At 61.9% G+C, this 23,920-nt stretch carries 26 protein-coding genes; 6 read left to right on the plus strand and 20 right to left on the minus strand.

What is annotated here, in order from left to right; all coding sequences use genetic code 11:
• Positions 1-16: 16 nt before the first annotated feature.
• The 16 genes from RU01_RS21660 to RU01_RS21730 all read right to left on the minus strand — a co-directional run bounded on the left by RU01_RS21660 (position 17) and on the right by RU01_RS21730 (position 13,385).
• Positions 17-1,117: a serine hydrolase domain-containing protein gene (locus RU01_RS21660; RefSeq protein ID WP_197074855.1), complete on the minus strand. Its 1,101-nt coding sequence runs from the start codon at positions 1,115-1,117 to the stop codon at positions 17-19.
• A 145-nt stretch (positions 1,118-1,262) separates the two neighbouring features.
• Positions 1,263-1,670: a RidA family protein gene (locus tag RU01_RS21665; protein WP_269430172.1), complete on the minus strand. Its 408-nt coding sequence runs from the start codon at positions 1,668-1,670 to the stop codon at positions 1,263-1,265.
• 538 nt (positions 1,671-2,208) lie between these two features.
• The gene (locus tag RU01_RS21670; RefSeq protein WP_052493417.1) at positions 2,209-2,955 is read right to left on the minus strand and encodes a zinc-binding dehydrogenase; all 747 of its coding nucleotides are present in this window, start codon (positions 2,953-2,955) and stop codon (positions 2,209-2,211) included.
• 24 nt (positions 2,956-2,979) lie between these two features.
• A complete protein-coding gene (locus RU01_RS21675; protein ID WP_052493418.1) occupies positions 2,980-3,762 on the minus strand; it encodes an SDR family NAD(P)-dependent oxidoreductase in 783 nt (260 codons plus the stop codon).
• Entirely contained in the window at positions 3,759-4,034 is a 276-nt protein-coding gene (locus RU01_RS21680) for a hypothetical protein (protein WP_231568807.1), read from the minus strand. The genes RU01_RS21675 and RU01_RS21680 overlap by 4 nt, the downstream gene beginning before the upstream one ends.
• 14 nt (positions 4,035-4,048) lie before the next feature.
• On the minus strand, positions 4,049-4,567 hold the full coding sequence (locus RU01_RS21685) for an aromatic-ring-hydroxylating dioxygenase subunit beta (RefSeq protein WP_042576702.1): 519 nt from the start codon (positions 4,565-4,567) through the stop codon (positions 4,049-4,051).
• Positions 4,568-4,572: 5 nt separating this feature from the next.
• Positions 4,573-5,886 carry an aromatic ring-hydroxylating dioxygenase subunit alpha gene (locus tag RU01_RS21690; RefSeq protein ID WP_052493420.1) on the minus strand — a complete coding sequence of 438 codons (1,314 nt, stop codon included), beginning with the start codon at positions 5,884-5,886 and terminating at the stop codon, positions 4,573-4,575.
• A 4-nt stretch (positions 5,887-5,890) separates the two neighbouring features.
• The gene (locus tag RU01_RS21695) at positions 5,891-6,934 is read right to left on the minus strand and encodes a dihydrodipicolinate synthase family protein (RefSeq protein ID WP_042576638.1); all 1,044 of its coding nucleotides are present in this window, start codon (positions 6,932-6,934) and stop codon (positions 5,891-5,893) included.
• 51 nt (positions 6,935-6,985) lie between these two features.
• Complete coding sequence (locus tag RU01_RS21700) at positions 6,986-7,825, minus strand: hypothetical protein (RefSeq protein ID WP_082043313.1); 840 nt, start codon at positions 7,823-7,825, stop codon at positions 6,986-6,988.
• Positions 7,822-8,076 carry a hypothetical protein gene (locus RU01_RS21705; RefSeq protein WP_042576639.1) on the minus strand — a complete coding sequence of 85 codons (255 nt, stop codon included), beginning with the start codon at positions 8,074-8,076 and terminating at the stop codon, positions 7,822-7,824. The genes RU01_RS21700 and RU01_RS21705 overlap by 4 nt, the downstream gene beginning before the upstream one ends.
• A 122-nt stretch (positions 8,077-8,198) precedes the next feature.
• On the minus strand, positions 8,199-9,350 hold the full coding sequence (locus RU01_RS21710) for an alpha/beta hydrolase family protein (RefSeq protein WP_052493422.1): 1,152 nt from the start codon (positions 9,348-9,350) through the stop codon (positions 8,199-8,201).
• Positions 9,351-9,399: 49 nt separating this feature from the next.
• Positions 9,400-10,593, minus strand: a complete 1,194-nt coding sequence (locus RU01_RS21715; protein WP_042576640.1) for an NAD(P)/FAD-dependent oxidoreductase — start codon at positions 10,591-10,593, stop codon at positions 9,400-9,402.
• Entirely contained in the window at positions 10,590-10,799 is a 210-nt protein-coding gene (locus RU01_RS23565; protein ID WP_082043315.1) for a ferredoxin, read from the minus strand. The genes RU01_RS21715 and RU01_RS23565 overlap by 4 nt, the downstream gene beginning before the upstream one ends.
• 32 nt (positions 10,800-10,831) lie before the next feature.
• On the minus strand, positions 10,832-12,007 hold the full coding sequence (locus RU01_RS21720) for an amidohydrolase family protein (protein WP_197074857.1): 1,176 nt from the start codon (positions 12,005-12,007) through the stop codon (positions 10,832-10,834).
• 23 nt (positions 12,008-12,030) lie between these two features.
• Positions 12,031-12,609, minus strand: a complete 579-nt coding sequence (locus tag RU01_RS21725; protein WP_042576641.1) for an amino acid synthesis family protein — start codon at positions 12,607-12,609, stop codon at positions 12,031-12,033.
• 221 nt (positions 12,610-12,830) lie between these two features.
• Entirely contained in the window at positions 12,831-13,385 is a 555-nt protein-coding gene (locus tag RU01_RS21730) for a carboxymuconolactone decarboxylase family protein (protein ID WP_042576642.1), read from the minus strand.
• A 95-nt stretch (positions 13,386-13,480) separates the two neighbouring features.
• Between RU01_RS21730 and RU01_RS21735 the strand changes: the two genes are divergently transcribed.
• Together RU01_RS21735 and RU01_RS21740 are read left to right on the plus strand one after the other, a co-directional pair.
• A complete protein-coding gene (locus tag RU01_RS21735; protein ID WP_042576643.1) occupies positions 13,481-14,059 on the plus strand; it encodes a TetR/AcrR family transcriptional regulator in 579 nt (192 codons plus the stop codon).
• On the plus strand, positions 13,989-15,248 hold the full coding sequence (locus RU01_RS21740) for a LuxR C-terminal-related transcriptional regulator (RefSeq protein WP_197074859.1): 1,260 nt from the start codon (positions 13,989-13,991) through the stop codon (positions 15,246-15,248). The genes RU01_RS21735 and RU01_RS21740 overlap by 71 nt, the downstream gene beginning before the upstream one ends.
• Before the next feature lie 27 nt (positions 15,249-15,275).
• On the opposite strand, the gene RU01_RS21745 is transcribed toward RU01_RS21740, so the two are convergent.
• The 4 genes from RU01_RS21745 to RU01_RS21760 all read right to left on the minus strand — a co-directional run bounded on the left by RU01_RS21745 (position 15,276) and on the right by RU01_RS21760 (position 19,857).
• The gene (locus tag RU01_RS21745) at positions 15,276-16,220 is read right to left on the minus strand and encodes a hypothetical protein (protein WP_042576645.1); all 945 of its coding nucleotides are present in this window, start codon (positions 16,218-16,220) and stop codon (positions 15,276-15,278) included.
• A 7-nt stretch (positions 16,221-16,227) separates the two neighbouring features.
• On the minus strand, positions 16,228-17,622 hold the full coding sequence (locus RU01_RS21750; protein ID WP_082043318.1) for an FAD-binding oxidoreductase: 1,395 nt from the start codon (positions 17,620-17,622) through the stop codon (positions 16,228-16,230).
• Positions 17,619-18,176: a cupin domain-containing protein gene (locus RU01_RS21755; RefSeq protein WP_042576647.1), complete on the minus strand. Its 558-nt coding sequence runs from the start codon at positions 18,174-18,176 to the stop codon at positions 17,619-17,621. The genes RU01_RS21750 and RU01_RS21755 overlap by 4 nt, the downstream gene beginning before the upstream one ends.
• Positions 18,177-18,339: 163 nt before the next feature.
• The gene (locus RU01_RS21760; RefSeq protein WP_197074860.1) at positions 18,340-19,857 is read right to left on the minus strand and encodes an aldehyde dehydrogenase family protein; all 1,518 of its coding nucleotides are present in this window, start codon (positions 19,855-19,857) and stop codon (positions 18,340-18,342) included.
• A gap of 249 nt (positions 19,858-20,106) precedes the next feature.
• On the opposite strand from RU01_RS21760, the gene RU01_RS21765 reads away from it, so the two are divergent.
• The 4 genes from RU01_RS21765 to RU01_RS21780 all read left to right on the plus strand — a co-directional run bounded on the left by RU01_RS21765 (position 20,107) and on the right by RU01_RS21780 (position 23,891).
• Complete coding sequence (locus RU01_RS21765) at positions 20,107-21,156, plus strand: YeiH family protein (protein WP_042576707.1); 1,050 nt, start codon at positions 20,107-20,109, stop codon at positions 21,154-21,156.
• 135 nt (positions 21,157-21,291) lie between these two features.
• Positions 21,292-21,714, plus strand: coding sequence for a RidA family protein (locus tag RU01_RS21770; RefSeq protein WP_042576649.1), 423 nt, complete (start codon positions 21,292-21,294; stop codon positions 21,712-21,714).
• Complete coding sequence (locus tag RU01_RS21775) at positions 21,711-22,142, plus strand: Ohr family peroxiredoxin (RefSeq protein ID WP_042576650.1); 432 nt, start codon at positions 21,711-21,713, stop codon at positions 22,140-22,142. Before RU01_RS21770 ends, RU01_RS21775 begins: the two co-directional genes overlap by 4 nt.
• Before the next feature lie 45 nt (positions 22,143-22,187).
• The gene (locus RU01_RS21780) at positions 22,188-23,891 is read left to right on the plus strand and encodes a tetratricopeptide repeat protein (protein WP_042576651.1); all 1,704 of its coding nucleotides are present in this window, start codon (positions 22,188-22,190) and stop codon (positions 23,889-23,891) included.
• The last annotated feature ends 29 nt before the right edge of the window (positions 23,892-23,920 follow it).

Genomic DNA, 23,920 nt, shown 5'->3' on the forward strand with positions numbered 1-23,920 from the left:
TGGTCACTCTGCGATGTCATTCGCGACAGACAGCGGCGTACAAAGCTGCCAGAATTGCGCGGGTGCGGTCGTCATCGGTGTCGTTGCACATCTGATTTCGGATGTAGGAGAACCCGGTGCGGTGGCGGGGCCACGTGCCGTGAACCGACCCACCGGCTCCGGTGTGGCCGTACCCACCCACCGAGGGCCCGAACTCCGAATTGTGGCTCTGCAGCATGAAACCCGCTCCGAAAGCCAACGGTTCTCCGCTGAGTGCATCGGCGGTACGCGTGCGCTCGGACACGAAATTGTCGATGGTCTCGGAGCCGACCAGGCGTACGTCACCGATGGTCCCACCGGCAGCAAGACAACCGTAGAAAGTGGCCATGGATCGGGCGTCCACGATGGCGTTGATCGCTGCGATTTCGGCGTGGTGGAAGCGGCTCTCGTTCCAGATCATGGGTTCGTCGAACAGGGGTGGATTCATGTACCGAGGTCCTCCAGGTCCCGAGCTGACGAACTCCTTGGCCGGTCCGAAGTCCTCGCTGACAGATATCCGTGACACTTTCGTTTCGTGCTCGCTCGGGAGACCCACCCACAAGTTCACTCCGAGCGGCTCAGCGATCTCCGTACGCACGAACTGCCCGAGGCTGACTCCGGTGACACGGCGAACGATCTCGCCACACAGCCAGCCGTACGTCAGCGAGTGGTAGCTGGCTCTGGAGGCGCTGAGCCATCGGGGCGCCTGATCGGCAAGCCGGGCGGCCATCGCCTCCGGATCCAGAAGATCGTCGACGCTCACAGCGCTGTCGACGATGGGCAGCCCCGCCCGGTGGCTCAATACATCGCCGATCGTGATGTCGCCCTTGCCATGTCGAGCAAACTCCGGCCAGTAGGTGGCCACATGCTCGTCGAGCGCAACCAACCCGCGGTCCACGAGCACCAGCATCGCGCCGGCGACCAGACCTTTACTGCCCGAAAATACGAGCTGCAGGGTGTCTTTCGACCAGGGTTCGGCAGTTGCGACGTCGCGGGTCCCGCCCCACAGATCGACGACGATCCGTCCATCGACGACGGCCGCGAACGCCGCCCCGACCTCACTGCGAACGGAGAAGTTCGCCCGGAAAAGATCTGCCACTCCCTCGTAGCCTTCGGCGACGAAGCCGTCGATACAGTCATCGTCGTCACGGACCGAAGTCCGTTGCAGTTGCTCCACGCCCATATCCGGGTTCCTTTCGCGTCGGTGAAAAGGCTGAGTCGTCGGAGTCCGTTGACCGCCGGCGTCAGGAATCGGCAACCTTCGCGATGGCGCTGATCTCGATCTGCTGACCGGGTATGAACAGGCAACTGACACCCGCCGCAGTCGCCGTGGGAGCGTGCGAGCCGACGAACTCGCACAGCTGCGGAAGAATCTTCAGATACTTGCTGCCGATCTCGCCGGTGCCCTGCGGGTCGGTCAGGTAGATCGTCCAGTTGAGCAGGTGCCGGCGCGAACTGCCACCGGCTTCCAGGATCGAATCGAGCGTCTTCAGAGTGAACTCGCACTGAGCGACCAGGTCGTCGCCGCCGATGACCTCGAAGGTCTGGGACACCGGTCCTACCCCTTGGGTGTACAACAGTCCGTCCGAGCTCACCGCCAAGTGAAAGGCGAACTCCGTAGTGGCCACGTATTGGTCCAGTTGAGGGTGCATGCGTGTGATCACGGGAATGGGTCTCCATCCTGCAGTGTGCTGCCCGAAGGGCGGCTCGATGTGCAGCCCCTAGGGCCGATGGAGAACTACTCTATGAACTTGCGCACACTGTCGAGTAGTCCACGATTGGGTACTCTATTTTCAGCCTCCGGGCAGTGATCTTGCATCTCGTCGACGTCGTATACCGATGTCTCTCAACGTGATACATTCTCCCCGACCCCGTGAGAGACGGCCAGCTTCATCAATTTTCCTCGCCCACAGGGACAATGTTCTCCGCGCGAGCGCGAGAGCACTGCAGCCAGGCGACTCGGTCGCGGCACCGCGGGATCGGTCAGTACACGACTGGCGCAGTTGATGTCGTCGACTCTTGGACGCACTCGAAGGTCGACGACGGGGTCACCGGACGCGACAGGATTCTGCCTCGTCAGCGTCGAGCTGCGATCGAGCTGATAGAACAACACCCCGATCAGCACCTGCCGCTGTCGGTTGTCGCAGCGCAGTCCGGAATCGGCGTCCGCGCACTACAGGCGGGTGTCCGTCACGCAAGACTGTCGAATACAACCACGGGTTTGAGGACGGCTCGTGATTCGGAGTCCGCGAAAGCGCCATTGATATCGGCAAAGGGATAGCGCCTGATCAGCTTGTCGAAAGGAAAACGACCCGACGGTACAGCTCGATCGAGAGTGGAATGAAGACATGGGGCATCGCGTCCCCTTCGACGATCATCGTCGAAAGTCCACCCTCGAGCAAGCGATGCGCCAGTTTCGAACGCTACCTCCGCTCCGGGAGTAGCTTGCCCCAACAGACCGGCGACACCGCGGATTGCCAATGAGTCGACCGCTTGCCGGGGCACAGCGGGAACACCGGTCGTTTCGAGCGCGTACTCGATTCCCGTCTCGCCGATGATCGTCATGATCGCCTCGACCGGGTCGACCTCCGACGCGTTCACGGTATGGGTGGCCCCGAGGTCGCGGGCCGGATCAAACCGGCTCTGGACGCGGTCGATCGCGATGATCGTGGTGCAACCGGCTGCTGTGGCGGCGAGCAGTGCCGCGTCGCCTACTGCTCCGGCGCCGAAGATTGCCATCGTGGAACCGGCGGGCGGGTCGAGCGAGTTCAGGACAGCGCCCGCCCCAGTCTGAATTCCGCATCCGAGCGGACCCAGGACGTCGAGCGGGACATCCTTGCGGACCTTGACCACCGAGCGTGCAGCAACGGTGGCAAAGGTGGCGAACGACGACTGCCCGAAGAAATGCGAGGTGACCGGTACGCCGGCGTCATTCACGATCTCGGCGCGGAGAACGAATTCTCAGTGCGCATGGCCTCCGTCGGAGTTGATGACCGTGCCGGTCACTACACGTGCCCCGACCGGGTCGGCCAGATAGACGTACGCCGCGGCGTGGTCTTCCGGTGTGGACGCAACCCCCATCAACGTTCCCCGCGCAATGCGTTCGTCTCGGCCGTCCACTGCATCGACCGATACCTGGTCCTGACGGAGTGCCCGCAAGCCCGAAAACGCCGTCCCCGTCGTTCCGCCGGGGGCAACGCCGTTCACTCGAACGCGAGGGGCGAAATCGACGGCGAGATGAGCCACCGCTCCCCGCAGCGCCCACTTCGACGCGGCATAGAGCACGCCGCCTCCAGTCGGGTGAAAAGCGGACTCCGACAATGTCAGCGTCACCGAACCACGTGCTTCGTTCAGCGACGGCCACGCTTGTTTGACCGACGAAAGTGCACTCAGCACGTTCACCCGCCACATCTCCTCTGCCGCCTGTTCGAACTCCTCGTCGGTCAGAGTTCGAAGCGACGCGTAGTGATCGAAGACGCCGACACAACACGTCAGGTTCGTCATAGACCCTCGCGCGTCCACCACGGATCGAATCGCATCGCGCACCACGGCCGCCGATGTGGCATCACCGACGATGACCTCGACATCTGTCTCCGCGGCGAGCTTCTCTGCGTTGTCCGCAGATCGCTCCACCACGGTGACGTGTGCACCCGCTCGGCGATAGCCCACAGCGGCGCCCCGTCCGATTCCGGATCCACCGCCCAGAACGAGGATGTTCGACGCCGCCAACCTCTGGTCGGTCACTGCGGTCTCCGCGACAACAGCTCGGAGATCAGACTGGGTTCCTGGAAACTGAGACAGTCCAGAGCAACAGCGTCCAGCATGACTCTGGTACCGCGCCGCGGCGACCAGATATCCAATCGCACACCGTTCCGCGTGGCGACCTTTCGAACGACGACGTCGGCGAACTCGTTCGCGATGACGATGGGCCCTTCATTGCCACCGTCCGTCGGATATTCCGAAACATCGCCGATCTCCGGACTTTCGAAAATCGGCTCGGTTACGTCGTCGTTCACGGGAGACCTCCCTCTCAGATGAAAATCGACAGATTGTGGGCGTTGATCAGGGCCTGATCGAAGGCCGCCCATCGTCGGGCCAGTCGCCATCCATCGTCCGTGCGCCGAACAGTGTCCTTACGAAACATCGAGTAAAGACTGGGATTCGGATCGTCACCGCGACTTCGATAGATGAAGCAATTGGACGACACCAGGTACTCGTCCTCGACATCGGTGTGATCGACGAGGACGTTGGTCACATAATGCCGGGTTCGCGACGGAGGTTGCTCCGCCCACGCGAAGTCGGTCTCGAGACGACGGATCCGGACTTCCAACGTCTCTCTGGTGTCGTCGAAAATCCGCGATGTGGGCGAGAGCTCCCACTCGGCCAGCGCTTCCCGGGTCACCCGTACCGGTACTTCGTAGCGGATGTCGTCGGTCAGGTACGCCAGCCAATCGCGAAAACGGCGCTCGTCGAGAGCCAGCGCTTCGCGGTACAGAAACTGCTGAATGTCCCATACGTCGTCACGCGATACCGAATCCGTCGCAGGCATCGTCTTCACACCTCCTCCGCCAGGTAGTCGCCCCAACGGGACCACAGGTTCCGGAAATTCGTGTCATTCACGTACGGGGTCACTACATGACCGGGGCCAGCGAAGTCCGGATCCGGATCGCTGTCCATTCCCATGGAATACGGGAAGTCGACGTCCTTGACCATCGTGGACGCCGCTGATCGCGTCACTTTCGCCCAGTTCTCGAAATCGTCCTGCTCGAACGTTCCAGCTTGGCCGAAAGCCAGCGTGTACGCCCGGTACGCGGCATCCTTGTATTCCTGCGATGCGCCCTTCGGGACCAAGCACCACGAATACATTTCCATCCGCCCCGGCCCGACCGGGTGATAAAGGCGCATGGTCACGAAGCGCACTCCCGGCTCGCCCGGCACCAGACTGAACGGTTGCATCAAGAAGGACAGATTGGGGAACACCGTTCCGACGGCCGTACGCACCTTGGAAAACACCTGGGTTTGTTCGGGGCTGAACACGCCCTTCATCTCCTCGGCCAACTCGGGAGGGAAGCCACCGAACGGCGGAAAGTTGGGGCTGTGCCCCAGTCCCACTCCGTGGCCGCGCCCCGGCACACTCGCAGCCCACCCCTGGCTGTGTGTCGATCCGGAAGACGGGAAGTAGCCGAGGTGAAAGCCCCACTGGTGCGCGACGGGTGTGTGGTAGCCGTCGCCGGCAAAGTTCTCGGCGCAGATCTTCCAATCCGTATTCGCTAACCAATGGTCCGGCGGTCCGTGAACTTCACAGCCCTGTTCCCCGTGCTTGAGGTAGAGGTCCAGGTAGAAGCGGAAGTCGCCGAGATAGTCGTCCAAGGAGTCCGCATCGGCGTCCAAGGTGCCGAAGATCAAACCTTCGTAGGTGTCGATGCGAACCGACACAAGCGACCAATCCTTGCGCTTGAGTCGACCTTCGTACCCCTCTTTCATGTACGGAACTCCGATCAATTGACCGGTATTCTTGTACGTCCACCCATGAAAGGAGCAACGGAAATGAGAGGAATTGCCCATCTCCGATTTGCACATCACGTTGCCGCGGTGTCGGCACATGTTCAGGCTCGCGTGAATTTTGCCATCCTCCCCGCGTGCGACGATGATGGAGTTGTTGCCGATGAATCGGGTGACGTAATCGCCGGCAGCCGGAATCTCGGACTCGTGCGCCAGGAAACACCACGCACGGGAGAACAACCGTTCCTGCTCGAGGTCGTACACGGATTGGTCGTTGAAGGCCCTGGCAGGGAACCGCCCCTCGGCGATTCCCTGCCTGGTCCGCTGCACCCAATCCATCAGATCGGAGTGTTCAGCAGTTGTCATCGAACTAGACCTTGTCAGCCATCTTCGATGCGCGAACGCCGAACCTTGCCTCGATCTCGGTGCGGATCTGCTTGTACCGCGCAACGTGGTCGGCCGTGGTCTTGGCGTGCACCTCGGGTACCAGATCCTCGGTGTACGGCGGACGAGACTTACCGACGTTGATGTAGCCGGCATCGTTGACCCGCATCTTCTCGAGCGGGATGTTGTACTTGGCGAACTCCATGAAGTCCTGGCCGACGAGGAACGGTTCGTGCGCCCACCGGAGGCGTTCGGTCAGCCACTTCGCATCGTCGAAACGTCCCTGCTGCAGTGCATCACGCAGTTCGAGCACTGGCCCGGGGCCCATGGCCGTCGTGGAGGACCAAGCCATTCCGACGAGTTCCTCACCGTACATCTCCCATGCCGGGAACCAGTCGGTCTCGATCGACATCAGCGGGAAGCTGGTCTTGGTGTGCGCCATGTCGTTGTGGTAGCGGAAGCCGACGGATGCGCCGCCGGCGTATTTCACAGCCACGACCTGGGGCAATTCGATCAGAGTCTTGTACACGCTGCGAGGAATGATGCCGCGGAACGCTGCTGTGTTGTCGTACACCACAATGGCCATCTCGGGAACGGCAGTGGCGACGTCACGGTAGAACCGATCCATGACCGGCGCCACCATCTCGCCCCACATCGGACGACCCAGCAGGGTCCCGGTGACACCCAGGTCGGCCAGGAAGCGCATACGCGACACTGTGTCGCGCGTATTAAGTGTCGTCGCGCCGATGAAAAGGGGGAAGTCAGGGTTGATCGACTGTGCGGTCTCGGCGGCACATGTCGCGAACGCCTTCCACTCTTCGATGGTCAAAGTGGCCATCTCGCCGAGTGTCCCGTTGAGCGCGATAGCATCGACGCCGTCGTTGATCAACGATCGGATCATGCGTTCCGTCTCGACCAGGTCGACAGTGTCGGTGGCGTCGACACGCTCCGCACCCGGCAACGCTGGGGTGGGGGGATACGCCATGACGCCGCGCATGTCCTTACCGGTGATCTTGGGCTGCTTGCTCATGTTCGTGACTCCTGAATGATTCTCTTGGGTGGGTGAAAGACTAGGAAATTCCTAGATTCGTGCGGCCGCGACGGCAGTCCCGGTCAACCACTCGGGTACCGGTTCGTAGGCGAGGATGTCGAACCCGACCTCCACGGCTCCCGCCGCCACGAGCCACGTACGAATTTCGTGCGCACCGTTGCCGGCCGCATCGATGTCGTCCTGGGTGTAATCGGTCAGACGCTCGGGATCGCCGTCGTCCAATCGCCGCAGAAACTCGCGATCGAAGGCCTCGTTGACAGTGCCCGACTCCGGCAGGCCGACCCAGTGGGACAGCCCGCCGGTACCGATCACGACGACTCGTTCGTACTGATGCTGTGCCTCTACCGCCCGCGCCAGCATCTTGCCGAAGTCGTAGCAGCGCTTCGGTGTAGGCCACGGCGGGTTGACGCCGTTGACGATGATCGGCACAAGCGGATACCGGCTGTCCGGATCCAGATGTTTCAGCGGAACGCAGAAGTTCTCGTCGAACGCCAGTCCACCTTCCACCAGGGACGGATCGAACTCGGACGCGAGCGCGAACTCGTAAACGTGTTTGCCGAGCTCCGCGGCACCGGGGTACTGATGCTGTTCGACTTTCACGAAATCTGCCATTTCGGCGGTGACCGGCCCCAGATAGGAATCACCGGTAGCAACCGCGAATGCAGGCAGGTTACCGAGATGAAAGTTCGTGAAATGTTCGACGGACACCGCAATGATTGCGTCGGGTCGCAATGCAGCTATTCTCCGCCTGGCCTCGTCATAACCATTTTCGACGACGCGGCGCTTTTTCGGGTCCGCTCTCTCGGGCCACCCGGTGATGCCGGGCGAATGCGACGCCGTGAACGCCCCGACGATCTTGCCGTTGGTCATGGTGTCTTCTCCCCTCGTATCCTGGCGTAGTAGTCGGCTCTGTTCACTTCGAGCTGAATGGCGCAGAAGTACAACAGATATGGATTCACGCCGGCCTCGTAGAGGCCTTTGATATCGAACTCGGCCATCAGAGTCCGCAGCGGCTCTTCGACGCCGTACCTGTCGAGCGCCGCCGTCGGATCCTCGATGTAGAGAGTCTTGACAGCACCGTCGCGGCGGATGTCCCAGAGCAATTTGTGTACGCCGTACATCTCTTCTTCTCCTCACCGAGCGGTTCGAGAACAGCTGAGGCTGTGCGTGATTCGCCCGATTTCTTCCACCGTAGTTCGGTATGGATTCAGTGCGGGTCACCCACTCGGGTAGTTTCGGGCCTCTAGATGTCGAGCTTGTGTGCGAACCAGTCCGTCAATCGGGCAGCGGCGACGGAGAGGTAGTCGTAACTGCAATGAAGCGAGCCCGCCGCTTCGTACACATCGAAGGTGACGTCATCGCTGGTCAGAGCTTCGACGAATCGGTGGGCGCCCTTGATGTCCATGATGATGTCGCCTGTGCCGTGCATGACGTACACGGGGATCTTGAGTTTGTCGGCGATACCGTCGAGGGTGAACTTCGCCAGCTTCTCCCGAGCCTCGGCGTCGTCTTCCGAGCCCGACAACCACTGCAGCTGCTCCTGCAACGGCGGGTAGAACTCGTAGAAGTCGGTGAGGATGCTCCAGGTGCCGCACCACGCCGCAACTGCCTTGACCCGCGGTTCGAACGCGGCGGCCCTGGGTGCGTAATACCCTCCGAAACTCACACCAGCCAAACCGAATCGGTCACTATCGACGTCGTCTCGCTTCTCGAGCACGTCGAAGATCGCACTCACAGGAACCTCGTAGTCCGGGCGACTGTAGAGCTTCTTGAAACGCAGTGAACTGCCGCGTCCGGGAGTATCGATCACGACGACGTTCATGTCCCGGGCCGGGAACTCGGTGCCGCCGAGGAAGTACAACTCTTCGGCCCACGAGTCGGCGCCGCCGAGGAACAGCACCGTCGCGCGCGCCTTGCCGCTCATGTCGGGGCGAATGAAGTAGCCGTCCATGGTGGTTCCCTCGAACGGGATGCTGATCCGCTCGATCAGTCCGCCGCTCAGTTCGGCGGCCTTCGCAAAATTACTGGTACCGGCGCGGTACGCCTGCTCGCGGCGCGGGTCGTCCGACGTCAGGAAGAACTCGGAGTGGCGGTAGTAGCTGCACGACCGAAACAGCGCACGTCGTGCGGTTACGGTGTCCCCTGCATCGAGCGCGGCGCGGCCGAGTGCTGCCGTCTCCTCGGCAGTCCGGTTCCACTCACGCTGCCAGATTTCGTTGTCGGTAGTGGTATTACCGATGCGGGCAGCGGTCCGGGCGCACTCGAACAGGTCGGCACCGCCGACGGCGACCTGGGCGAGTAGGCGCATCGTCTGCAGCGACCAATCCTCGTCCTGCGGAAAGAGTTCGATGATCGTGAGCGCATCGGATTCGGACGGTGTGGCGACATCGGTCATGAGTATGGTCCGTTCGTGGTTGGAGTACTGAAAGGGAGATCGAAAATAGTCAAGCGTTGCGTACGACGTCGGTCCAGAATTGCGGATCTCCTATCGCAGAGCGGTAGTGGGCCAGTTTTCGTGGAGCGTTGACACACACGACGCCGCGCAGTTTGCCGGCACGCCCGAAGAGCGCGACCAGAGATGTGTCGTCCTGCGACTCGATGACAATCTCGTCGTCGGCGTCGGCACGGCCACAGAATCGAAGTTTCGCTTCGAATTGATCTGTCCAGAAGTACGGTACCGACGTGAAATTCGCGGTGTCGCCGAGTAGTCGACCGGCGGCATGCCGCCCCTGCTCGACGGCATTGGTCCAATGCTCGACGCGCATGACGTCACCGAAGGTGTCGTTGCGCCACGACGCGACGTCGCCGGCTGCAACGATGCCGGGAACCGAGGTCTGCAGATCAGGATCGCACACGACGCCGTTGTCGACGGTGACACCGGAACCGGCCAACCAATCGACAGCCGGAACACCACCGATTCCGACGAGAACAGTGTCGGCCGTGAGACGTTCACCACCATTCAACACGACGACCACATCGTCGCCGGACTTGAAGATGCGGTCGACGCTGGTCGAGCACCGAACATCCACACCGTGTCGTCGGTGCATCGCGTTGAACCATCTGCCGATGGTCGTACCGAAGACTCGACTCATCGGCATCGGCGCAACGTCGACGACGGTGACATCCACTCCGAGCTTTGCCGCTGTCGCCGCCACTTCCATCCCGACGAAGCCACCGCCCACGACGATCAGCCGACGACCCCGTTCGAGTCGCTCGCCGATCCGCCTGGCGTCAGCGATGGTGCGCAGTGTGAAGACGTCGCCCATCGCCTCCGGCGCGATCATCGCGGCCGGTAGCTCCCGAGCTGCGCTTCCGGTGGCGATGACCAGACCGTCGTAGGAGTGCGATGTTCCACGGTCGTCGAGCACCTCATGGCCGGCGGTATCGAGGGAGGTCACGGTACGACCCAGGTGCAGCTCCACGCCTCGCTCCGAGTACCACTCCGGTTCACGGAGAGCAAGTCCGCCCGGAGCGAACCGGCCGTCGGTCATCGCCTCCTTGGACAACGGCGGGCGAGTGTACGGAGGCTCGTCCTCTGCACCGATGACATGGATTTCACCGGAGTAGTCACGATCACGCAACCCCTCGATGGCGCTGACCGCGGCAAGCGATGCTCCCACGATGACGACTCGCTTCACGAGGCAATATCGGTGAGTGAGATCGCCTGAGCCGGGCAATTGCGGACTGACGCCTCGGCCACTGTCCGCAACGATTCGTCAGGCGTGTCGATGAGTGGTACTGCTCGATCGGTGTCCTCGTCGAAGTCCCACAGTTGGGGTGCTTCGATAAGGCAATTCGCGTAGCCCTGGCACCGTCCTGCGTCCAGATCAAGTCGAAATGCCATTATGAAACCTCTTTTTCGTGCTATCGGTGTCGTCAGTGACCAGCGGACGCCAGGTGCGGCATCTCTGGATCGAGCGTAGGAAGTCGCGCCGCACGGGGAGTGTTCCGACTGGTCAGATTCCGAATGATCCCCGCGGTGATCACCATCGTGATTCCGGGAATATCACCGATGCTCAGTGCACCGACTGCGTCGTCTCGGGTGGAGCCCCACGGCGCGTCCATGATGATCAGGTCAGCTGCCGCGCCGACTCGAACGAAGCCTGCTGGGAGATCCCACGTCGTGGCGTTGTTGCCGGTGGCGCCCGCCCAGATCATGGCGGGGTCCATCTCCGAGAAGGAGGACAATTCGGCCACTGTCTTGATGACGCCCAATGGCATCACTCCGGTTCCGGTGGGCGTATCCGATCCGATCACGATGCGGCCGAACTTTCCGTCATCGTGAGCTTTGCGCAAGATGCGCAACGACGACTGGAGGTTTCCTGCCTGAACGAGCTGTAGTGCCATCTCTGTTTCGTCGATGATCTTATCGACACCGGCCGCATCCAGCGATGTCGGCCCGCCGTTGATGTGCCCACACACGTCGGGCGCCAAATACAGCAGATGCTCGGGCGTGATCGGCTTGCTCCCGGGGATGCTGGCACCACCGGAGTGACACATCACCGTGATTCCATGCTCCTGCGCCCACCGAACCTGGTCGTAGCCGTCAGCGGGATCTTCGTAGAGCCCGAAGCCGAACTTCGCTAGATGCACACCGACGGATTGCAGCTCGGCGAAGTCCTTCCTGGTCAAAGTCGGTTCGAGAACGACAGCCCCGGCGTGCACCGTCATTCCACCTGGATGAAAGTTGCGAAAGCACGACATGGCGGCGATGGCAAGCGCTTTGACGCCGACAGCATCGTGAGGGCGACCCTGGGCGTGGATCTCACCGGGAGAGACCACGCTGGTGATTCCGCCGTGAACGTAACTGGCCAGGAAGTCGACCGTCTTCTGCCTCGGGGTGTAGTCACCGAGAACGACATGGCAATGCGAATCGATCAGGCCGGGGGCAACAGTCGTGCCGTTGGCGTCGACTCTCGTCGCGGCGGAGTCGACCCTGTCCTGCAACTCGGTCTGCGTTCCGATCGCCTCGATCATGCCGTCCGAAACGAGGATTGTGTCGGCGCCGGTGACGAGGGGACTTTCGAAGTCGCCCGAGAGAATCGTTCCCACATTGACAATCGCAATATCCGACATCACTTCTGCTTTTCCAGGAACTCGGCGCGACTCATGCCGCCCACTCGAGCGTTGATGCGACCACGGTTCGAGAGCGCCGCAATCACGACCAGTTCGTCGGGGTGCGGGGCGTCCGGAACGCGCACCGTGACAGCGTCATAGTGGCTGCGGACCCATACGTCGTCCTTGAAAGCCAGAGGAACGTCGATAACAGCGTCGACCCCTGCGGGCTTCGTCACTGATGTGATCCACGCTGCCCCTCCACCGATCGCACCGCGGAGAGCATGACCGAAGATCGAGGTGACTGCGGCATTGATATGTTCTTGTTCGCCGGCCGAACCCACTAGACCTGCCTTGCCATAGCTTTCGGGGACCTCGCCGAGAAGTTGCATTGCCCTCTCACCGAGTTCGGTAGCGAGCTGAGCAGACGCGTCGACGATCTCGGAGAGGTCCTCGACATATCCGAGACCGGCGAACGGATTGCGTACGACGGCGCACACTGCGACTTTCTTGACGGGTCCACCGTCATCCGCACGACCGGCCACTGATCTGATCTCTTCCACGTGCGAGACAAATTTCCGTACTACTAAGGGTCCCATTGCATCTCCTCGGATATGTGACGCTGCGGATCGGGTCGAACGCCTGCAGACCAGCGTATGTACGGATGACCCGGACCGTAATTACCCGTTCGGGTCACATTGCAGTTCGGCGGAGCCGCGCTGCCCTGCCCCGACCCACCCTTCGAACGCACACTCGTGCGGAAACAAGAACGCGGCCATGCCCTTTCGGGCATGGCCGCGTCTACATCCAGCGTGCGGTGCTACTGGCTGACAGCCTGGAGGGCCGGTGCCACCGGCCAGTCGATGTCGACGTCGAAGGCTTCGTTGAGGTAGTTGGTCAAGCTGCTGAAGATCACGTTGCCGATCACCTCGACCATCTCCTCGTCGGTCACGCCGGCAGATCGAGCGTCGGCAATGGAGTCGGCTCCGAGATGTCCCCGGCTACGAGCCGCTTCGACTGCAAGACCGACCAACGCGGCTTCTTTCGGATCGCTGCTGGTGCCGCGGCGGGCAGCGTCCACGTCGTCGTCACTGAGTTTGACGAGGCTTCGAGCAAGTTCGACATGCGCGGACACGCAGTAGTTGCAACCGTTGAACTCGGCCACTGCAAGCGCGATCCGCTCTTTCGTACCTGCCGAAAGCACACCTTCCTGCAGCGCTCCGTACATGCTCAGATACGCCTTCAACGTGGCCGGACTGTTGGCCATAGCCTTGGCGAAGTTGGGCAACCCGCCCAGCTTCTTCTTCGCGGCTGCCAGCTGCTCGGCCGCTGCGCCCGATGCGTTCGAGAGTTCGATGAGATCGATCCGAGTCATTTTTCTCCTTGAGTCGTACAGACAGGTCTGTCTGGAGAAGCTTCGCACAGCCGACTTCATTTGTCGAACAGATCTGTCTGTTCGATACTGGAGCGATGAGTGGACTTCGAACGCGCCCGTCGGCATCCGAGCGACTGCTGGCGACCGCAAGCGAACTGTTTTACACGAACGGCATCAGGGCCGTGGGAATCGACCGAATTCTGGACGAGAGCAACGTCGCGAAATCGACCATGTATGCCCACTTCCGCACCAAGGAACACCTGGTCGCCGCTTACCTCTACGCTCGCAGCGATGCAGCCCGACACCGGGTGACCAGCGCTGTCGAGCACGGTGATCGGTCACCAGCAGCGCGCGTGATGAGTGCCTTCGACGTTTTCGGCGACTTCTTCGCCGAACCCGGTTTTCGCGGGTGCCCCTTCGTCAATGCGTCGGCCGAGTTCCCCGCAGACGCGACCGTCCAGGCGGCCATCGCCTACGACCGCACGTGGCTGCCTGCGCTGTTCACACGAATCCTCGAGCCGGCGATCGATCGAGCCGCTCCGGACCTCGCGGCTGCTCTGGCCCAGCTCTACGACGGCGCCGTCGTCAGCGCGTATCTCGATCGTGCGCCCGACAGCGCATCGACGGCCGAACGCACTGCCCGCATCCTTCTCGACGCGCACGGTGTTGCCTGACCGGCGTGCGGAATGGCGAGAATTCGCCGAGAAACCCACCGCAACGTCCGATCCGGTGGTAGATTTCGCCGATCGACATCGTCGTCGCTTTTTGTTCGCGCAATCGACATCTTCAGGATGGTCAACGTTGGATGCGATCGAAATCGCGAATCTTCGAGCGCACTACCTGGATTCGCTGCAGTCAGCGCTCACGCTGCAAGAAGTTACCGATGCCTTCATGCTCGTCGGAGAGCAACTGATTCCGTCCGACGGTCACGGGCTGTATCGACTGAACGCCTCCGGAAACCGAGTGCTCACTGTGTACCCGGCCAAGCGACTGCGGTTTCTTGCCGACTACGAGGAGTACGGACGCGCGGACGATCCTGTGCTCGACTTCGTCATCGAGAACAGACAGCCGATCGATTCGTCGCGCCTGGACGCGGATACTCCCTGGGACGCGAGCGGAGCCCGCGCCGCCATGGCCATCGACGACTACCGACACGTTCTGGAAGCACCGATCATCGTTGCGGGCACGTTGTTCGGAACGATCAATTTTGCGCGCACCGGAAAGAACGTTGTGTTCACCGAGGACGACCTCGCGGCGGCCTCGTTCATCTGTGGGCAGCTGGGCCGTGCGGTCGAACGTGCTGTGCGATTCGAGGCCATGAAGCAACGCGCCGACATGTTCGAACGGGCGCTTGATCGTATCCCCCAGCCAGTCCTGCTCACCGATATGAGTAGCCATGTCCTCTTCCGGAACCGGGCGGCGCGAGCGCTGGAAACGAATGACGCTCCGAACCCCGACAGCCCGGTGAACAGCCTGCTCGCGGGCGCGATGGAAGCACTTCGGACCAAGGGCACTCTCGTGCACACCAGCAGCGCGCGGACACCCGGAACCGGTAAGCAATTGATCACCAAGTCTTACCGGTTGCCAGGCTCACACGACGCCGCTGTGACGCTGGTGTTCGGTGGCGGCCGAGGTGAGGTGTCTCTCCCCACGTGGAATGTGCTGTCGCCGCGGGAGCAACAGATCGTCGAGCTTGTCGCGAAAGGAATGAGCACCAGTCAGATTGCCGAACTCAGCTTCATCACCACCAACACGGTGAAGCAGCACCTCAAGCGCATCTTTGCAAAAGTCGACGTCCACAGCCGCGCCGAATTAATCCAACTTGCCTGGGCGCAAAGAGAGTTGACCCCGTTGGAGGATTGACCCATTGCTGATGGACCAAGCTCTCGATCAGCGCCGGAACAGTTCGTCCACCTCGGCAACGGGTGCGATCAGTCCTTGATGTGCCGCCGCATCACAGAAATCCCGGAGCGCTGCCCGGTTGGGTTCGAGGCCATGCGCCCAGGTGTCGCCGACCACGGCATCTCGCTGTCGCTCGACCTCCAGCCTGGTCCAGAATTGCATGGCCCACGCAGGATCGTCGTAGCGCTCCATGGCAATTCGGTACGAATCCGCGAACATTCGCGCCACATCGACCGCGAGCGAGGGGTGTTGTTCCACGACCTCTGCCCGCGCCGCCAATATGTGCACTATCGGAGCGTAATTCCTTGTTCGAAGCTGCTCGAACTCGATCTCCTGTGCCCGGCTTCCGTACAGCCTGCGGAATTTACGCGCAAAGTCCTCGCCCTGAGGAATCTCGGGGGTAATGATCGCATCGACCTCACCGTTCTCCAGTGCTTCCGACAACGACACCGACGTTAATCGTTGCGCAGTTGCCGCAATGGGCATGGGCTCGTCGCCGGCAGTTGCCCAGGTGAAGTCCGTCCACGGAATGTCCTCGACGCGTTCCATATCGTCTCGAGCGACGACTGCAAGCGACATCTGGAAGACAGGAACTCCGATCGTGCCGGAGCGGAGGTCGGACCACGCACCGGCCGAAGACCGCCGTGACACCCACACATTGGAAAAGCTGAACATTCTTCTCGGAAAGATCGGCAGACCGACGAGGTCGGTTCGCTTCTGACGCTGAATCAGAAAGCTGGACAGCGACAACTCGGCGACGTCGAATTCCAGGCCTTGGAGCATTCGCTCATGACGAGACTTGCCCCGTCCGTGATCGGCGAGTTGACCGACGAATTGGACGTCGAAAGTCGAACCGTCGGTCGCTGTCCAGTCCCTGTCGACCAGCGGCAGGTGGCGGTCGTAAGGTTCGACCGCCACAGAGATCGTGGGCATCGCGCCCCTACCGACTTTGTCCGACCGACCGGGCGATGCTGTGCCCGTGGCGCAACAGTCCCTGCGGGTCGTACCTACGAACCAATTCGACCATCCGGTCGTAGCCGGCGCTGTCGAACGCTCGCGCGCGGTCTACATCGTCTTTCACTGCGCCATGCAGGTTGACGAGTGTGTGTCCGGTGCTCCACGGCTCGGTGGCGGTGATCGACTGATCCACTACGAGTTGAACGGCATCGACACACTCCGGCGTTGCCAGACCCACAACCTGCCAGTTGAACGCAGCGTCGCGGCCACAGATCGCGTTGGGCACGGCCGGCTCGCGGGAGAAGGCCCCTCCTTGATGACGGAGGTCCCACATCAGCATCGGTACTGCTACGTCGGGTCCGACTACGGACAGCATTGCGTCGATCGTGTCGTCGTTGATGTCACCGAACAAGGTCCCACGCGCGTAGAACGGGATTGCGCTCGGCGGATCGCCATGAACGTCGTCCATCGCGGTCACTGCCATCTGGGTCACGCTGTCCAGGAGCACCGGACCCGACGCACGCATCGGTGCGAGGATCTCGTCTCCGTCGGACTCGCTGCCGAGATACACCACCCGCAAATGTGCAACCAATTTGCCCCGTAGCGGCTCGGGAAGGGAGGGGTCCGGCGGAAGCCACACCAGTGCCAGCGACGTGCACATCTCTTCGACGAGCGTTGTCGTCCAGGACGCGTACGCGCTGAGAACGTCGCGGACGTGTGTTCCGTCGAAATAGATTCCACCTCCGTAGAAGGACGCGAGCTCGACCAGTTCGAACGTCACCGACGTGACGATGCCGAGGTTGCCACCGCCACCGCGAAGACCCCAGAACAGATCCGGCTCGGTGATCGCATCCACTTTTCGAAACTCGCCGTCCAAGGTGACCATTTCGAGAGCTATGACCCTGTCGGTACCGAAGCCGAAGGCCCGTCCGGTTATCGCGATTCCGCTGCCCAACAAGTATCCGACCACTCCGACATCGGTGGACGAACCGGCGAGCGGTGAGAGACCGTGCGGGGCAGACGCCTCCAGCACCTCGCGCCAGCGGACACCGGCGCCTACGGTCACCAGGTGTCCCTCGACGTCGAGCGTCATGGAGTTCAACCGGCGGACGCTGACCATGAGACCGTCGGTGAACGAGGTGTAACCGTGACCGGTGGCGTGCACGCCGAGCTGAACGCCGTACTTGGTGGCGTATCGCACTGCCGCCTGCACGTCCGCAACAGTTTCGGCGCAGACGATGATCAACGGGGTATGCAGAAGCGAACTATTGAACGTGGCCACCTCAGCCTCGAAACCAGGTGCGCCGCGAACCATCAGCGCGCCCGTCAACTCCGCTTCCAGGTCGGCGAGCCCTTCCGACATCACTGCGGCACTCATGCCGACACCTGTGCGTCGCGCTGAGCGATAGCCTGCGCCTCGTCTTCGTCCATGGGAGGTCCCATCACCGGCATTCGAAGTTCCTCACATAGTTGCATCAGCTTGCTCATGTCGATGTTCTCCTCACCCTCACGGGGCAGTCGAAGTTCGGTTGCCGGCACGGCGATCGACTCCAGTAGCGATACGAAGTTGTCTTCGTTGTGTATAACCACCATTCGGGCATTCGTCGAACCGACAACTCGGGTGGTGTAGGCGACGCCGTGCGGCAGTGATACAAAGCTTCCGGCGCGGGCGAGGAACGTGTCGTCCCCGGAGCGCACGGCGAACTCGCCTTCGAGCATCAGGAAATTGTCGTCGATTTCGGCGTGCATGTGCAGAGGCGCGAATCCCCCCGGCGGGAATGTCATATCGATCACGGCCGGCGTGCGCGGCGAGTTCTCCGGGTTGCGGACAATTATCAAAGCACCGAGAAACCACCACGCACGGCTGGTCTCAGGTTCCGAGACCAGCTGGCGCGTTCCATCTTGCGGGGACGACGTGACGGTCGAGATCATGTTCTGCTTCCTTGTCGATCGAGAGAAGCCAGTGCGGATCATCGATCACGTCGGGGAGTGACTGATTCCGATGACTGCAGGCGGAGCGAATCTGCGCTTGCCCACATGACTCTAAAGATCCACGCGGGGGCGGAATGTAACCCCGCTGGGTACTTTCAGGGTCTCAGGACAGAAGTCGATTCAACGACGCCTTCGCATCGCCGAGCCGGGTGTGAACAACTTTGTATTCGAGGTACGACAGCATCTCGTCCTTGGACTCCTCACGGCCGAGTGAGCTGTTTTTCGAACCGCCGAACGGGGTTCCGAAGAAATGGCGGGTGGAGTCGTTGATCCAGACGTACCCAGCATCCAGCGCATCGGCAGTCCTGTGCGCGATCGCTAGGTCATTGGTCCACACACTGGCCGTGAGACCGAGATCGAGGCCGTTTGCGTCGGCAAGCATGGTGTCGTAATCGTCCCACCGGAAGATGGAGACGACCGGACCGAATATCTCCTCCCGACCGATCCGCATCTTCGGTGTCACGTCGGCGAAGAGCGCCGGTTCGAGGAAGTTGCCGAACTCCGGTAGGCCGCCGGGTCGGTCCCCTCCGCGAACGAGCGTCGCACCGTCCTCGACGCCGGCTTCGATGTATCCCGAGACGCGATTCCAGTGCGCCTTGCTGACCACCGGTCCGACGTCGGTGGACTCGTCGTACGCGACCCCGACGCGGTACCTACTCAGCTTGTCTGCAAGACGGTTGACGAATTCGTCGTAGATCCTGGCGTGCACCATGACTCGAGAATTCGAACCGCATGCTTGTCCCTGGCATACGTTCAGGTTCATGCCGAACAGGGCTCCGTCGACCGCAAGGTCCACGTCGTAATCCGGGAAGACGACCATCGCATTCTTGCCACCGAGTTCGAGCGAGATCTGCTTGACGTAGCCCGATTCGGCACCGCGGCCTTGAATACGGAGTCCGGTACCGACCGAGCCGGTGAAAGCAAGTCGTTTGACATCCGGATGGGTGACGAGCGCATCACCCGTCGCGGGGCCGCCGGTGACGATGTTGACGACACCGGGCGGGAATGCCTGGTCGAAAAGCTCACCCAAAGCCAGTGTGGACAGCGATGTCTCATCGGACGGCTTCATCACGAGAGTATTTCCGGTGATCAACGACGGCAATGGTCGCGTGATCCCGAACATCGCGGGATGGTTGAATGCCGTGATGCGTCCGACCACTCCGAACGGCCGATGCGAGGTGTAATGCAGATGGTCCGGGCTCGAGGGGATGACGTCCCCGGTCAGCCCTTTGGCGAGCGCCGGCCACCCGTCCAGGTAACTGGCGCACTGATCGATATCCGCGCGCATCGCTCCGACGGGATTGCCGCAGTCGATCGCGTCGAGCATCGCCAGTCGCTCGCGGTTCTCCTGCACGAGATCTGCGAAGTGTGAGAAGCACTCGCTGCGGCCGCTGACTCCGAGCGCCTCCCATGCGGGCTGTGCAGCGCGAGCAGCGGTGACCGCGTCGCCGACATCCCGAGCAGATGCCACCGGAATGGTGGTCAGCGTCGCGCCTGTCGACGGGTCGACGACATCTCGAACCTCGCCGTCTCGGCCGTCGACGAATTTGCCGCCGATGGTCATCTTGAAGTCGTGCTCAGAAACGTAACGGGTTATTGGATCGGCTTCGGGTGTCGGCATGAAGTGTCCTCTCGATGACAGAACCGTCAGAACGTTCGCAACAGCGATCGGCCATGTCCGGCCGCGGTTCGAATCGGATGATCGGACGAGTGAACCACCGCGCCCCTGTGTCAGGAAACACCCGACTGGGGACAATCGGCATCGAGACACGGCCGCGCCTGCTCGACGTCGGGCGGCCATGCCTGATCGATATGGCCTGATACCGAATTGACGCTACCGCTGCGGCGTCGCACGGCGGACAGTGCACTCATGAGCAAACCCCTTGCCACCCCGACGGTCGACACGCACCAGGCCCCCACCAGCCGGACAGTTCGCTTCCGACACGTGCTCACGAGTGTGCGACCCGGCATCGGGCTGTGCGTGGCCGGAACGGTGATTGCCATGATTGCCAATCACTTCGTGACTGCTGCAAGTCCGCTGCTCGTTGCGATCGCCCTAGGCGCACTCTTTGCCAACGTCATGCCGTTGCGACCGTCGACTCGACCGGGCCTGCAGTTCGCATCCAAACGGCTACTACGAATCGGTGTGGCATTGCTAGGGCTGCAGCTGCTCCTCAGCGACATCCTCGACCTCGGTGCCGGAGTGATCGCCCTCGTCGTGGCCATTGTCGTCCTGGGAATAGTCGGGACCATGTTCGTCGGCAAGTTGCTCGGACTGAGCTGGACGCAACGGCTGCTCATCGCATGCGGGTTCTCGATCTGCGGTGCCGCCGCGGTGGCCGCGGTGAACGGGGTGGTCGATGCCGACGAGGAAGAGGTGGTCACCGCCGTTGCCCTCGTCGTCATCTTCGGCACCGTGATGATCCCGGTCGTCCCTCTCCTGTCAGGGGCGATGAAATTGTCGGACCACGACGCCGGCCTGTGGGCAGGTGGCTCGATTCACGAGGTGGCTCAGGTAGTCGCAGCTGCGGGAGCCCTCGGCGGCGCAGCTCTCGGCGTTGCGACGGTAGTCAAACTCACGCGCGTCCTCACCCTTGCGCCGATCATGGCGGTACTCGCCGTTCGTCAGCGCCGCATCGGCGGCGACACGGAGATCACACGGCCACCGCTCGTCCCCTTGTTCGTCACGGCCTTCATCGCTTTCGTCGCTCTTCGGTCGACGGGTGTGCTGCCCGACGGAGCGCTCACCGTCACGAAAACCGTTCAAACGGCGCTCCTTACGGCCGCGATGTTCGCGCTGGGCACGGGCGTGCAGGTCTCGCTCCTACGCAAGGTGGGCCCGCGCCCATTCATCCTTGCCGCGATCTCCACCGTCTGGGTCGCATCGATCGCATTGGTCGGAGTCCATGTCCTGCGCTAGCGCACTGTCAGATCACGTTCGCGCGCTACGGCTCTCGCGGTCGAACGGACATCGATAGGACCCGATCGGGTGACAGTTGCGGCCCCGAACCGGCCATAGCCTCGTGGAGATCAATCCGTCAACGAGAGGGCACCCATGAAGCGTCACGATATCGAGCCGGACGAGCTGTTCAAGCATCCAGGGTACAAGCGGGTTGCCACGGTCGAGGGCGACATGAAGCTGATCTTCATCGCCGGACAGACTCCCACAGACGAGAACTACACGTGCGTTGCACCCGGCGATTTCGAGGCGCAGTACCTACACGTCATGAAGGCTCTGGAGATTCAGCTCACTGCCGCCGGGGCAACCTGGGACGACGTCGTCTATCGCCGCATGTTCGCCTGCCTGCCCGCGGACGGCAGAGGCCCGTCGTGGTCCGACCAGCCACTCCCGAACTACGGGGACAGAGAGATTCGGCCGCCGAGCACGATGATCGGCGTGACACGCCTAGGCCATCCCGACTTCCTGATAGAGATCGACCTCGTGGCCGCTGTGCCCGCGGGGCGCGAGCAGTCGTGACGAACGCGCCGGCCGAGCAGATCCTCTACACGGCCACTACCCATGCGGTGGGCGGAGCAGCTGCTCGGATCCGGTCGACCGACGGCGCTCTCGGTATCGAGACATCACCGCCCGGACACGGGAAAGGTACCAATCCCGAGCAATTGCTTGCAGCCGGATGGTCCTCGTGCATGCTGCTGTCGATCGATCTGGTCTGCCGCCGCATGAACGTCTCGATGCCGGTCGACTCCACGATCGACGCGGATATCGACCTGTGCAACACCGAAGGGAATTACGACGGCCGGTTCTTCATACAGGCCCGTCTGGCGATCCATTTGCCGGGTCTGGACAAGGACCTCGCCCAGAAGATCGTCGAGTCCGCACACGCAACGTGCCCCTACGCCGAAGCGACTCGCGGAAACGTCGACGTCACGCTGACGATTGTGTGAAAGGCACCGACAGTCCGTCATGTTCGTCGATCGAAGGAGCTTGTCATGACCGCGGATAGTTATTTCGATCTGGGCGCCGTCACCCGCGACGTCACCACATCCTCAGAATCGGCTCAACTGTGGTTCGACCGCGGTCTGGCGTGGTGCTTCGGGTTCAATTTCGAGGAGGCCGTCCGCTGCTTCCAACGTGCTGTCGTGGAGGATCCCGAGTGCGCCATCGCCTATTGGGGGATCGCCTACGCCTCGGGTCCGAATTACAACAAGGCGTGGCGACTGTTCGACACAGCTGATTACGAGGCGATGACGGACCGATCCCTCCGCGCTCTCGACGACGCCCGATCACACCTGGAGAACGCGACTGCTGGTGAGCGTGCTCTGATCGAAGCGCTGCGTCCTCGCTATCGGTCGGGTCTCGGACCGGATGAACGAGCACCGCTGAATCTGGCCTACGCGGACGCCATGCGCACGGTGCATGAGGCTTTCCCGGATGACCTCGACATCGCCGCATTGTTCGTGGAGGCCGTGATGTGCGTCAGCCCGCGGCGGTTGTGGCATGTGTCGACCGGGGAACCTACCGGGCAAAGCACTGTCGAAGCTCGGAACATTCTCGAACGAGCCATGGACACTGAAGCAGGACGCGCACACCCGGCGATCAATCATCTGTACATCCATCTGATGGAGATGTCACAGACCCCGGAGATAGCAACGCGCGCGTCCAGCCGTCTCCGCGGTTGCATGCCCGATGCAGGGCACATGGCTCACATGTCGACACACATCGACATTGCGAACGGTGACTACCGGCGCAGCGTCGACTCGGGTACCGACGCTATAGCGGCTAACGATCGGTATCTCGCCACCGTCGACGACTGGAGCTTCTATCACGTGTACCGGGCGCATGACACCTACGTGAAGGTATATGCCGCCATGATGCTCGGCAGTTTCGACGAGGCGTGGGGAGCCTCGCAGAAACTCCTCGACTGCCTGCCGGAGGAGATGCTGAGGGTCACCAGTCCACCCATGGCCGACTGGGTGGAAAGCCATGTCGCTACGTACGCGCACGTGTTGATCCGCTTCGGACGCTGGGACCAGATCATCGACCTCTCACTGCCGGAGGACACCGAGCTGTACTGTGTCACGACGGCAATGATTCTTTACGCCAAAGGTGTTGCCTATTCCGCAACCGGGCGGGTAACCGAAGCCGAGCAGACCCGAGAAAAGTTTCGAGCAGCGCTGAGCGTGATTCCGAATTCACGCATGACCCTGCCGAATCGTGAGATCGACATTCTCCAGGTCGCCGACGCGATGCTCGATGGAGAACTCGAGTACCGCAAGGGCAACCACGACGTAGCGTATGCGCACCTCCGAGAGGCCATCGAGCGGGAGGATGCCCTCCTCTACTCCGATCCACGGCCGTGGTTGCAACCGGTCCGGCACGCCTATGGGGCCCTGCTTCTCGAGCAGGGTCATCTGGAACAGGCTGCCGCCGTGTACCGGGCAGACCTCGGACTCGACGGCTCTCTGCCGCGTACACGGGTGCATCCGAACAACGTGTGGAGCCTGCACGGTCTGCACGAAGCGTTGACCAGGATGGGCCGCACGGAGGAAGCATCGATGATTGCCTTGCAACGGAACCTGGCGGTCGCCGCGGCAGACAGCACGATCGAGGCGTCGTGCGCATGCCGAATGAACACCGCGGCAGCAGAACGCGAGTCGGATCAGCCGGCGATCGATTCCTGCTGCTCGCACTGATCGAATGACCCGGACAACAGAGACGAGGA

Origin of the sequence: Rhodococcus sp. MEB064, from assembly GCF_000834565.1 — a bacterium.
Taxonomy (GTDB): domain Bacteria; phylum Actinomycetota; class Actinomycetes; order Mycobacteriales; family Mycobacteriaceae; genus Rhodococcoides.